An 11,812-nucleotide genomic window follows, 5' to 3' on the forward strand; every position below is an offset into this window, starting at 1 on the left:
TCCCCTTTTTACGCTCGTGGGTTAGACCGCGACCCCGGCCCGGCCGAACACCGGCTGTCACTCCCCAAATCAAAAATACAGGACTTTGCGATGAGACCAGCATTCGGCGGTATCGACTTCGGCACTTCGAACTCCACCGTGGGCGTGGTCAGGAACGGGCAGCCGCAGCTCGTGGCGCTGGAAGACGGTCAGGTGACGCTGCCGAGCGCGGTGTTCTTCAACTTCGAGGACAATCGCACCTATTTTGGGCGCCGCGCCATCGCCAACTATACCGACAGCATCGAAGGTCGCCTGATGCGCTCGCTGAAGAGCGTACTCGGCGGTACGCTTGTCCATGAAAAGACGCGCATCAAGTCCCGATCGATCGCCTTCACCGAGATCATTGGTCTGTTCGTCGGCCATCTCAGGAAAAGGCTGGAAGAGGATGCAGACGACACGGTTGAAAGCGTGGTGCTCGGTCGTCCCGTGCAGTTCGTCGACGACGATGCCGAGGCCGATGCCAAGGCCGAAGGTGAACTCGAAAACGCGGCCCGCACCCAGGGCTTCAAGCATATCGCCTTCCAGTTCGAGCCGATCGCGGCGGCGCTCGACTACGAGCAGAAGGTCACGCGGGAAGAACTGGCGCTGATCGTCGACATGGGCGGCGGCACGTCCGACTTCTCGATCGTGCGGGTCTCGCCGCAGCGCGCCCGCTCCCTCGATCGCAAGGACGACATCCTGGCGAGCCGAGGCATCCACATCGGCGGCACCGACTTCGATCGGCTGTTGAGCATCACCCATGTGATGCCGCAGCTCGGCTACCTCTCGCCGACCAAGGACGGCAAGCGCAACTTGCCGGCCAGCTACTTCATCGACCTGGCGACATGGCAACGCATCAATCTGGTCTACACCGCCAGGGCGATGACCCATCTGCGCCAGATCCGCTACGAGGCGGAACGCGCCGACCTGGTCGACCGTTTCATCCACATCGTCGAGCATCGTTACGGCCACGCGCTGGCCGCCTTGGTCGAAACGGCCAAGATCGCGCTGACGCAGCAACTCTCTGGTGATGTCGTAGTCGCGCTGCCCGGAGCGAAGTTCGCGGCAGAAATCTCCCGCGCCGGGCTCGAGGCCACGATCGCCAGGGATATCGAACGGGTAGCCGCGACGGTTGGCGAGACGATCCGCGACGCGCAGGTGAAACCATCCGCCATCACCGCGGTGTTCCTGACCGGCGGATCGACCGCCATCCCGCTGGCAAGGCAGCAGATATTGGCCTTGGTGCCGCAGGCGTCCGTCATCGAAGGTGATATGTTCGGCTCGGTCGGGCTTGGGCTGGCGCTCGATGCGCAGCGGAAATTCGGCTGACCCGGCTTACCCGCGGACGGTCTCGCCGGCCTTCGCGCCCAGATGCGCCTTGAGCGCCATCTGGGCCAGACTTGCCTGCCGGTCACGATGCGTGATCATGGCGAAATCACGTTTCGGCAGATCGATCGGCACGGAACGCAAGCTGCCTTCGGCAACGGCGCGTTCGACAACGAGTTCCGAAATGATGGTGGCGCCGGCGCCAGCCTCGACCGCCTGACGGACCGCCTCGTTGCTCGGCAGCACCAGGAATATTCGCAGGTCCGCGAACGAGATCCCTTCGCGGCGGGCAAGATCTTCCAGCACCTCGCGGGTGCCCGACCCGCCCTCCCTGATGATCCAGCGGAGCTCGCTGATATCGGGATGCCCGCGCGAGACTTCAGCGATCTCGGGATGCGAAGGCGCCACGACCAGCATCAGGCGATCCACGTCGACCTTGGCGCGCCGCAATATGTCCGAATCGGTGCGCCCCTCGACCAGGCCAAAATCAGCCGTACCGTCCAGTACGGTGGTCTCAACCTGCCTGGTGTTGCCGATGGTCACGCTCAGCCTGACGGCGGGATAGGCCTCGTGGAAGGAGGCCAGCCGGCGCGGCAGCCAGTAGCTGGCGATGGTTTGGCTGGCGGCGATGGAAAGGCTGCCGGTGATCGTCTGCGAGACGTGCTCCAGCACGTCGTGGGCGGCAGCCGCCCGTTCGAGCACGGCCTTGGCCTCGGGCAGAAACCTGCGCCCGGTCTGCGCCAGCTCGATGTTGCGACCGACCCGGTTAAACAGCTGGACGCCATGCTGCTGTTCGAGCGAGCGGATGGCGGCCGAGGCGGCCGACTGGGAAATGCCCAGCAGCTCGGCCGCCTTGGTCATGTGCCCCCGTTCGGCGACAGCAACGAATATCCGCAGTTGGTCCAGGGTCATGGGGAGAATTAAGAAAGAAATTCGATTGGAATTACAAGAGCAACTTGTTAGACGGATCGGTTGCTTTGTTCTAATTTTCCGGGCGAAGTTGGAAAAAAATCGCGACCAACCTGCAGCGGGTAGAAAAGTGATCGGGCGGTTCAAATCCTTGTTTGCCTATTGGACCCGCGGTCTACGGCGTCGGCTTGCCGGCAACCGTTATCATCCGGAAGAGCACTATATGCGCGGCCCCGGGCCGAAGACGAAAGCCAAATTCACGGCTCACCAAAGCACCGGATCATGACCCACGGACCGCTGCGCGGCGCCAATTCCGCACCGTCCCAACGGCCGCTTGCCGACACGCGCGCGCCCGACGAGGGCGATGGCGTCGATACTTCGCCCGATGTCTCCGACAGCATCGCCAAGACCACCTGCTACATGTGCGCCTGCCGGTGCGGCATCGACGTCCACATCAAGGACGGCAAGGTCCGCTACATCAACGGCAACAAGGACCATCCGGTCAATCGCGGCGTGCTGTGCGGCAAGGGCAGTGCCGGCATCATGCAGCACTACAGTCCGGCCCGGTTGAAGAAACCATTGCTGCGCACAGGTCCGCGCGGCTCGGGAGAATTTCGTGAGATCGAGTGGGAGGAGGCTTTCTCAATCGCGACGGAACGACTTTCGAAAATCCGCCGGACCGATCCGAAGAAACTCGCCTTCTTCACCGGGCGCGATCAGTCGCAATCGTTGACCGGCTGGTGGGCGAGGCAGTTCGGCACGCCGAATTTCGCCGCCCATGGCGGCTTCTGCTCGGTCAACATGGCGGCCGGCGGGCTCTATACAATCGGCGGCTCGTTCTGGGAGTTCGGCGAACCCGACTGGGACAACACGAGATACTTCATGCTGTTCGGCGTTGCCGAGGACCATGATTCCAATCCGATCAAGATCGGTCTCGGCAAGCTCAAGGCGCGCGGGGCCAAGGTGGTCTCGATCAATCCGTGCCGCACCGGCTACAACGCCATTGCCGATGACTGGATCGGCATCCGGCCCGGTACCGACGGACTGTTCGTGTTAGCCCTCATCCATGAACTGCTGAAGGCCGGCCGCGTCGATCTCGATTATTTGCTGCGCTACACCAATGCTCATGTCCTCGTCATCCAGGAGCCGAATGCTGCCGACGATGGGCTGTTCGCACGCGACGGTAACGGCAATCCGCTGGCCTGGGACAGGGTGGCGAAAGTGCCCGTCAGCGTCACCGATACCGACGCAAAGCCGGCGCTGACCGGCAACTTCCAGGTCGATGGCCGCCGCTGCGTTCCGGTCTTCCAGCTCGTTGCCGACCGCTATCTGCAGGAGAGCTATTCTCCCGATGCCGTCGCCGAACGCTGCGGTGTTGCCGCCGACACCATCCGCCGGATCGCCGCCGAACTGGCGCATGTCGCCTTCGAACAGGCGATCGAACTGCCGATAGCGTGGACCGACTGGGCCGGCCGCCGGCACGAGACGATCAAGGGACGGCCGGTGTCGATGCATGCGATGCGCGGCATCTCGGCCCATTCGAACGGCCTTCACACCTGCCGCGCCATCCACCTGCTCCAGGTGCTTCTCGGCACGGTGGACGTGCCGGGCGGGTTTCGCTTCAAGCCGCCCTATCCCCGGTCGGCGCCGCCGGTGCCGAAGCCGGCGGGCAAGGATGTCAGGCCGATGACGCCGCTCGAAGGCATGCCTCTCGGTTTCGTCTGCGGACCGGACGATCTGCTCGTCGACGACGCCGGCACGCCTATTCGCATCGACAAGGCCTATTCCTGGGACGCGCCACTCGCCGCGCACGGCCTCATGCACACGGTCATCCGCAATGCCTGGGCCGGCGATCCCTATCCGATCGACACGCTGATGATGTACATGTCCAACATGGCCTGGAACTCGTCGATGAACACCATCGAGACGATGGCGATGCTGACCGACAGCGACGAGGCCGGAAACTACAAGATCCCCTTCATCATTTATTCCGACGCCTATTATTCCGAGACCGTGCCGTTCGCCGATCTCGTGCTTCCCGACACCACCTATCTCGAGCGTCACGACTGCATCAGCCTGCTCGATCGGCCGATCAGCCATGCCGACGGCCCAGGCGACGCCATCCGCCATCCCGTCGTCGAGCCGGACCGCGACGTGCGGCCGTTCCAGACTGTGCTGATCGAGCTTGGCGCGCGGCTCGGCCTGCCCGGCTTCGTCGACGACGACGGCTCGGCCAAATACCGCGACTATGCCGATTACATCGTCAACCATGAGCGCACGCCGGGCATCGGCCCGCTCGCCGGCTGGCGCGGCAAGGACGGGACTTCGATCGGCAAGGGCGACGCCAATCCCGACCAGCTTCAGCGCTACATCGACAATGGCGGCTTCTGGCACCATGATTTTGCGGACGACCAGCGCTACTACAAGATGGCCAACCGCTCCTATCTCGACTTCGCCGAGAATATGGGCTTTATCCCGAAGGCCGAGCCGATCGTCTTCCAGCTCTATTCCGAGCCGATGCAGCGCTTTCGCCTTGCGGCGCGCGGCCATGGTAGGGTGCGGCCGCCGGAGGCGGAGCGCAGCCGCATCGAGACCTATATGGATCCGCTGCCATTCTGGTATGCGCCCTTCGAGGAGGCCGCTGTCGACCTCGAGAAATACCCGCTGCACGCGCTGACGCAGCGGCCGATGCATATGTACCACTCCTGGGGTTCGCAGAACGCGTGGCTGCGGCAGATCACCAGCCAGAACCGGCTGTTCGTGCACAACCGGACCGCAGCCGGCCTCGGCCTTGTCGATGACGACTGGGTGTGGATCGAGAGCATCAACGGCAAGGTCAAGGGGCAGATCAAGCTGGTCGACGGGGTAAACGTCGACACGGTGTGGACCTGGAACGCTATCGGCAAGCGACGCGGCAGCTGGGGACTGAAGGACGACGCCGCCGAATCCAACCGCGGCTTTCTGCTCAACCATATCATCGGCGACCAGACTTCTGCCGATGCCAATGGCAAGCGCTATTCGAATTCCGATCCGGTGACCGGCCAGGCGGCATGGTTCGACCTGCGCGTCCGCATCGTCAAATGCGCGGCTGAAGAAGCCGGCTTCACCGAGCCGCAGTTCGAGCGCTTCCGGCAGCCGCCGCATTTCGAACCCTCGCCCGACAAGCTCAGTTTCGGCGCCGAGTTTCGCCGGGAAAGAGAAGCCGCCAGACCATGACCTGTCTCCCCGCCCATACCGACAAAAAGCTCGGCCTCGTCATCGACCTTGACACCTGCGTCGGTTGCCAGGCCTGCGTTACCGCCTGCAAGGAATGGAACACCGGCGGTCACATGGCGCCGCTGACCGATATCGATCCCTATGGCGGCGATGTCGACGGGGTCTGGTTCAACCGCGTGCACAGCTATGAGCACATGACCGAGATGGGCGGGCGCACGGTCAATTTCCCACGCTCCTGCCTGCATTGCGAGACTCCGGCCTGCGTCACCGTCTGCCCGACCGGCGCCTCCTACAAACGGGCTTCGGACGGCATCGTGCTGGTCGACGAGGACAAGTGTATCGGCTGCAAATTGTGCAGCTGGGCCTGCCCCTATGGCGCGCGCGAATTCGATACCGATGTCGGCGTGATGAAGAAGTGCACGCTGTGCGTCGACCGCATCTACAACGACAATCTGGCGGAAGAAGACCGGGTGCCGGCCTGCGTCGCCGCTTGCCCGACCAGCGCACGGCATTTCGGCGATCTCGGCGACCCGGCGTCGGCGATCTCGCAACTGGTGGCCGAGCGCGGCGGCGTCGACCTGATGCCAGAACTCGGCTATCACCCGACCAACAAATATTTGCCGCCGCGCGCCCATACCACACGCGCCGCATCGGTGCCGGCGCCGGCGCTCGAACCGGTGCGGGCCGAAGGCGGTTTCCTCGGCTGGGTCGACCGCATGCTTTCGCACTGATCAGCGCCTCCATGCATCCAGCCTTCTCCGTCGTCTTTTTCACCACCGCCACGGGCGCCGGTTACGGCCTGCTCGCGCTGCTTGGCGTACTGGCCGGGCTGGGGCTTGTCCCGCCCAGTTTCTGGCTCGGCCTCCTCGGCATGGGGCTGGCGCTCGGCCTGATCTCGGCCGGCCTGTTGTCGTCGGCCGGCCATCTCGGCCGACCAGAACGTGCCTGGCGCGCCTTCTCGCAATGGCGCAGTTCGTGGCTGTCACGCGAAGGCGTCGCGTCGGTCGCGACCTTCGTGCCGGCGGGACTGTTCGCCATCGGCTGGGTGTTCCTCGGCCGCACAAACGGCTGGGTGGCCATCGCCGGGCTCCTGGCTGCGGCCGGCGCGGTCGCCACCGTCTGCACCACCGGCATGATCTATGCATCGCTGAAGCCGATCGCCCAGTGGCACAGCCGCTTCACTCTGCCCGGCTATCTGATCTTTTCGGCGATGAGCGGCAGCGTACTGCTCAACGCGCTGCTGCAGGGTTTCGCCATCGGCTCGACCATCGCTCTGGCAGGTTGCGTGCTGCTGACCGTGCTCGGCTGGGGCTGGAAGCTGGCAACCTGGCGATACAATGACAGGCTGGAAATTGCGACAACCGCCAACACCGCGACCGGGCTTGCGGGCGGTACGGTACGGTCGCTGGAGTGGCCGCACACCGAGGAAAACTACCTGCTCAAGGAGATGGGCTTCCGCATCGCGCGCAAGCACAAGGCGCGGCTGCGCCAGATCACGCAAATGCTGGCGTTCGCTCTGCCCGTCTTGCTGCTGGCTGCCGCGTTCGCCTTGCCATGGCCCTATGCGGCGGTCCTGTCGGCACTCGCCGCAATCGCCCAATTCGCCGGTATGCTGGTCGAACGCTGGCTGTTCTTCGCCGAGGCGAAGCACACGGTTACCCTCTACTATGGCAGGTAGAGCAGCTCAGCCTGGCCGCAGCATTGCGTGGGAAATCGCGAAAATCCGTTCCGTGCCAAGCATATAGGCCATCAGCGTTTCGCGACGGAACAGCCCGGCATAGGCGCGGTCGAGCACATTGAGGGAGCCGGTATAGGCGCCGAAGGCCGGCATGATCATGCGGCCGCCGTCGCCGGCAAAGCAGCGCCGCCGCACCGAGCGGCCTTGCTGCACGATGCGAGCGCAAGGGTGCAAATGGCCTGATATCTCGCCTTCCACTCTCACCGCCGAAGGCTCGTGTCGGAATACGAGAGAGCCTATGGCCAGCTCGCGCACCGTCTCGCCGGGCAGGTCGGCCGGCGCGTCCGGATCATGATTGCCGGCAACCCAGAACCAGTCGCGACCGGCCATCAGTGCCTCCAGCCGTTCGCGAAAGCTTGAGTGCATGCGCGCCGCGCCGCCGCCATCATGGAAGCTGTCGCCCAGGCTGATGACGATCGCAGGCTGGTAGTCGGCGATCACCGCCTGCAATCGGAGCAATGTCGCGCCGGTATCGTAAGGCGGGATCAGCGCGCCGCGCCGTGCCAGCGACGAGCCCTTTTCCAGATGCAGGTCGGAGACAGTCAGCAGCCGAAGTTCGGGAAAATAAAGCACGCCGCGCCGATCGCAGATCACGCGCTCGCCGGCGATGCCGATAGAATCGGCATCCGCCAAGGGCGCAGTCATGGCGATCGCAAATGTCATTTCGTCCCCATGGCCTCCTCGACCAGTGTTGCCGCATCCATCAGCAGCGTATCATCGGCCTCGCCATGCACCGGCATCTTGCCGATCTCAAGCATGATCGGCACGGCGAGCGGCGAGATCTGTTCGAGGTTCTTATGCACGATTCGTCCCTGGATACGCGAGAGCATCTCGGCAAGTCTGCTGACATCCAGCAGACCCGTGGCCGCGTCGGCACGCGTCGCCTGCAGCAGGATGTGGTCGGGCTCATGGCTGCGTAGAACGTCGTAGATGAGGTCGGTCGACACCGTGACCTGACGCCCGCTTTTCTCCTGGCCCGGATGACGTTTTTCGATCAGCCCCGAGATCAGCGCGCAATTGCGGAAGGTGCGCTTCAAAAGCCAGCTGTCGGCCAGCCAGGCTTCGAGATCGTCGCCCAGCATGTCCTGGTCGAAAAGCGCGGCCAGCGACGGCTTCTTCGCCCTGAACATCCTGCCCATATCGGCGAGCGACCATATGGCAAGTGCATAGTCGGTGGCGACGAAGCCGAGCGGCCTGGCTCCCGCCCTGTCGAGCCGGCGGGTGAGCAGCATGCCGAGCGTCTGGTGCGCCAGCCTACCCTCGAACGGATAGGCCACCGAATAGTGCCGGTTGCCGCGCGGAAAGGTCTCGATCAGCAGGTCGTCGCGTTTCGGCAGCACCGATTTGTCCGCCTGGAAGCGTAGCCAGTCGGCGACCTGCTCCGGCAACTTCTTCCACCGCTGCGGGTCGTCCAGCATAATGCGGACCTGTTCGGCGAGGTAAGTCGAAAGCGGGAATTTGCCGCCGCCATAATAAGGCACCTTGGCGTCGCTGCCGGGCGCATTGGACACAAAGCACTCATTCTCGCGGATGCCCTCGAAGCGCAGCACCTTGCCGGCGAACATGAAGGTATCGCCATGCGTCAGCGTTTCGAGGAAGGCCTCCTCGATCTTGCCGAGAACCCGGCCACCACGCGAGGCAGAGCCTCTGCTGCCGGCCTGGACATAACGCACGTTGAGCGCGGGCACCTCGATGATGGTGCCGACATTCAGCCGGTATTGCTGGGCAATGCGAGGATTGGACACGCGCCACAGCCCGTCCTTGTTCAGGCGGATGCGGGCGTAGCGCTCATAGTTCTTCAGCGCATAGCCGCCGGTGGCGACGAAATCGATGACGCGGTCGAATGTCGGCCGATCGAGACCGGCATAGGGCGCGGCCGTTCGCACTTCCTCGAACAGCGTATCGGCATGGAAGGGCGCGCCGCAGGCGCAACCCAGAACATGCTGTGCCAGCACGTCGAGCCCGCCATTGACCAGCGGCGGCGTGTCCTGGGCGCCGAGATAATTGGCGTCGATCGCGGCCCGGCATTCCAGCACCTCGAAGCGGTTGGCCGGAATCAGGATCGCCTTCGATGGCTCATCCATGCGGTGGTTGGCGCGGCCGATACGCTGCGCCAGCCGGCTCGCCCCCTTCGGCGCGCCGACATGCACGACCAGGTCGACGTCACCCCAGTCGATGCCGAGATCGAGCGTCGAAGTGGCGACGATGGCGCGCAAGGCATTCTCGCCCATAGCTTTTTCGACGCGCCGGCGCTGGGCGACATCGAGAGAGCCGTGATGCAGCGCGATCGGCAAAGTGTCCTCATTGACCCGCCACAACTCCTGGAACAGCAGCTCGGCCTGGCTGCGTGTGTTGACGAACAGCAGGGTCGTCTTGTGTCGCTTGATCTCGCTATAGATCTCCGGTGTCGCGTAGCGGGCCGAATGTCCAGCCCACGGCACGCGTTCTTCCGAATCGAGAATGGAGATCTCGGGCTTGGCGCCGCCCGTCACGACGATCAATTCGGCCATGCCGCCCGGGGGATTCTGGCTGACCAGCCAGCGCCGCAATTCGGCCGGCTCGGCGACCGTTGCCGACAGGCCGATCGTCTGCAAGCCGGGAACAAAGGAGCGCAGCCGGGCCAGCCCGAGCGACAGGAGATGCCCGCGCTTCGACGTCACCAAAGAATGCAGTTCGTCGAGCACGACGTAGTGCAGATCCTCGAAGAAACGCCCGGCGTCGGGCGCCGCGATCAGCAGCGCCAATTGCTCGGGCGTGGTCAGGAGAATGTCGGGCGGCACCAGCTTTTGCCGCTGGCGCTTGTGAGACGGCGTGTCGCCAGTGCGCGTCTCGATGGTGACAGGCAGACCGATCTCTTCCACCGGCTTGCCGAGGTTGCGCTCGATGTCGACGGCCAGCGCCTTCAACGGCGAGATGTAGAGCGTGTGGATGCCGCGATGCGCCTGCCCCGGTTTTCTTCTTGGCCGACCGGCCAGCTCGGTCAGTGAAGGCAGAAACCCGGCCAGCGTCTTGCCGGCGCCAGTCGGCGCGATCAGCAGCACCGACTGCCCGGCTTGGGCCGTCGCCAGCAATTCGATCTGATGGGCGCGCGGCGACCAGCCCTTTTGCGCGAACCATTTGAGGAATGGTTCGGGCAAGCGCACGGGGTCATGCTGTTCGGCGAGGCGCGGCTGCTCTGTCACCCGCCAGAGGTAGCGCGGCGGGGCTAAATCGCCAAGAAGAATCGGAACAAAAGGTGATCGGTTTTTTCCTTCCCTCTTGTGGGGAAGCTTGGGCTCTGATGCTACGGCCGACGAAACCCTGTCGGCGCGCCATAAAGATAGCCGATGCGGGCAAGGGCGTCCTTGAACCCTTCACGCGAGACCAGCATGGTATGGCCGTTGGCATGAATCATGGTTTCTGGATCGGTCATAACAGCGACATGGCCTTTCCAGAACACCAGATCGCCGCGGCGTAGCCCGGCAAAATTTGGTCCGGGCTCGAGCGACTCACCGATGGTCGCGGCCTGCATGTCGGAATCGCGCAGCACTTGCCTGCCGGCCATGTGCATCGCCAATTGCACGAGACCGGAACAATCGATGCCGAAACCGGAGGCGCCGCCCCACAGATAGGGCGTGCCGAGAAAGGTTTCCGCGACCGCGACGTAATCGGCAGCTGGTTTGTTCAAGGGCCTCAAATGGCCCGATATGAGCGCCTCGCCGGACGGCAGCAGCGCATAATGCGTGCCGCGCGTTTCGGCCACGTCCGTCACTGTCACCGCCGATCCCATCGACAGCTGCCCGCTTGGCGGAAACCGCAAATCCGGCCCCGGATAGAGGAAGGTACGCGGCACCGAGATGAGATGCGTGGGTGCATGGTCCCGTCCGCCCAGCACGGTTTCAGTGACATAACCGACATAGCCGTCGCGTTCAGCCTGGATCCAGGCCCAGCCTTCAACGTCCTCGAAAACGAGAACGTCGTCGCCGAACAGAAGCTGCGTGTTGACGCCGGCATCCGGGCGCGGCGCCCTGCGGACATCGGCAACGGAAGCGGCGATACGCGCTGGACGGCCGGCGACAAACCGGTCGGCGGCAACCTCGCCTTTCAGCCTGACGTCGGCGAGATCGGAACGGAAGGCGTGAAGGCGGGCATCCCTGGCGGTCAAATCGGCAACTCGGCTCTATCCTGGTGTTTGAGCATGATCTCTTCCGAAAACAGGTTCCCAACCTTTGCTTCGCTGACCTACGGTTCGGGATCATGCTCTAAATGGGCAGTTCCTGGGCCTTGGCTATGATAACATCGCCGAAGCGCTCGACAAAGAGAGCACCTTCCACAGTTCGCTTGACCAGCACGTTGCGCTTGTCGAGCTCGTCGCGATGGCGCGATACCAGCTTCAGCGCTCCCATCGTGTCGAGCGCACGGGTGATCACCGGCTTGGTAACGTTGAGCCGGGAGGCTAGCCCGCGCACCGTGTGCGGTGGCGGGTCGAGATAGATGGTGAACAGGATCGCCGTCTGGCGCATGGTGAGGTCCGGCGCGTCGGCGCGCACCTGGGACAGCATCACCTGCTGCCACAGTCGCAAGGCCTGGCTCGGGCGCATCGAAATCGACATCCGGCCAGAATGA

General features: G+C 63.9%; 9 protein-coding genes. 4 read left to right on the forward strand and 5 right to left on the reverse strand.

Annotation, left to right across the window (positions count from 1 at the left end):
* Positions 1 to 90: 90 nt before the first annotated feature.
* The gene (locus NKH12_RS00395) at positions 91 to 1,347 is read left to right on the forward strand and encodes an Hsp70 family protein (protein WP_352951360.1); all 1,257 of its coding nucleotides are present in this window, start codon (positions 91 to 93) and stop codon (positions 1,345 to 1,347) included.
* Positions 1,348 to 1,353: 6 nt separating this feature from the next.
* Here the strand turns inward: NKH12_RS00395 and NKH12_RS00400 are convergent, their stop codons facing one another.
* Positions 1,354 to 2,256: a LysR substrate-binding domain-containing protein gene (locus tag NKH12_RS00400; protein ID WP_352951361.1), complete on the reverse strand. Its 903-nt coding sequence runs from the start codon at positions 2,254 to 2,256 to the stop codon at positions 1,354 to 1,356.
* A gap of 279 nt (positions 2,257 to 2,535) precedes the next feature.
* Here NKH12_RS00400 and NKH12_RS00405 point away from each other — a divergent pair, with 279 nt between their 5' ends.
* The 3 genes from NKH12_RS00405 to NKH12_RS00415 are packed head-to-tail and all read left to right on the forward strand — an operon-like array spanning position 2,536 to position 7,147.
* Positions 2,536 to 5,469 carry a molybdopterin oxidoreductase family protein gene (locus tag NKH12_RS00405; RefSeq protein ID WP_352951362.1) on the forward strand — a complete coding sequence of 978 codons (2,934 nt, stop codon included), beginning with the start codon at positions 2,536 to 2,538 and terminating at the stop codon, positions 5,467 to 5,469.
* Positions 5,466 to 6,200: a 4Fe-4S dicluster domain-containing protein gene (locus NKH12_RS00410; protein WP_352951363.1), complete on the forward strand. Its 735-nt coding sequence runs from the start codon at positions 5,466 to 5,468 to the stop codon at positions 6,198 to 6,200. Before NKH12_RS00405 ends, NKH12_RS00410 begins: the two co-directional genes overlap by 4 nt.
* Positions 6,201 to 6,211: 11 nt before the next feature.
* Entirely contained in the window at positions 6,212 to 7,147 is a 936-nt protein-coding gene (locus tag NKH12_RS00415) for a dimethyl sulfoxide reductase anchor subunit family protein (RefSeq protein WP_352951364.1), read from the forward strand.
* Positions 7,148 to 7,153: 6 nt separating this feature from the next.
* On the opposite strand, the gene pdeM is transcribed toward NKH12_RS00415, so the two are convergent.
* The 4 genes from pdeM to NKH12_RS00435 all read right to left on the reverse strand — a co-directional run bounded on the left by pdeM (position 7,154) and on the right by NKH12_RS00435 (position 11,799).
* On the reverse strand, positions 7,154 to 7,870 hold the full coding sequence (pdeM, locus tag NKH12_RS00420; protein WP_352951365.1) for a ligase-associated DNA damage response endonuclease PdeM: 717 nt from the start codon (positions 7,868 to 7,870) through the stop codon (positions 7,154 to 7,156).
* Complete coding sequence (locus NKH12_RS00425; RefSeq protein WP_352951366.1) at positions 7,867 to 10,389, reverse strand: ligase-associated DNA damage response DEXH box helicase; 2,523 nt, start codon at positions 10,387 to 10,389, stop codon at positions 7,867 to 7,869. Before NKH12_RS00425 ends, pdeM begins: the two co-directional genes overlap by 4 nt.
* A 101-nt stretch (positions 10,390 to 10,490) precedes the next feature.
* Positions 10,491 to 11,351: a C40 family peptidase gene (locus NKH12_RS00430; RefSeq protein ID WP_352951367.1), complete on the reverse strand. Its 861-nt coding sequence runs from the start codon at positions 11,349 to 11,351 to the stop codon at positions 10,491 to 10,493.
* 97 nt (positions 11,352 to 11,448) lie between these two features.
* Complete coding sequence (locus NKH12_RS00435; RefSeq protein WP_352951368.1) at positions 11,449 to 11,799, reverse strand: MarR family transcriptional regulator; 351 nt, start codon at positions 11,797 to 11,799, stop codon at positions 11,449 to 11,451.
* Positions 11,800 to 11,812: the final 13 nt, after the last annotated feature.

This window comes from Mesorhizobium sp. M1322, from assembly GCF_040318085.1.
GTDB lineage: Bacteria > Pseudomonadota > Alphaproteobacteria > Rhizobiales > Rhizobiaceae > Mesorhizobium.

Coding starts and splice junctions, on each gene's coding strand:
- NKH12_RS00395 (WP_352951360.1), top strand. CDS start 91: ATGAGACCAGCATTCGGCGGTATCGACTTCGGCACTTCGAACTCCACC.
- NKH12_RS00400 (WP_352951361.1), bottom strand. CDS start 2,256: ATGACCCTGGACCAACTGCGGATATTCGTTGCTGTCGCCGAACGGGGG.
- NKH12_RS00405 (WP_352951362.1), top strand. CDS start 2,536: ATGACCCACGGACCGCTGCGCGGCGCCAATTCCGCACCGTCCCAACGG.
- NKH12_RS00410 (WP_352951363.1), top strand. CDS start 5,466: ATGACCTGTCTCCCCGCCCATACCGACAAAAAGCTCGGCCTCGTCATC.
- NKH12_RS00415 (WP_352951364.1), top strand. CDS start 6,212: ATGCATCCAGCCTTCTCCGTCGTCTTTTTCACCACCGCCACGGGCGCC.
- pdeM (WP_352951365.1), bottom strand. CDS start 7,870: ATGACATTTGCGATCGCCATGACTGCGCCCTTGGCGGATGCCGATTCT.
- NKH12_RS00435 (WP_352951368.1), bottom strand. CDS start 11,799: ATGTCGATTTCGATGCGCCCGAGCCAGGCCTTGCGACTGTGGCAGCAG.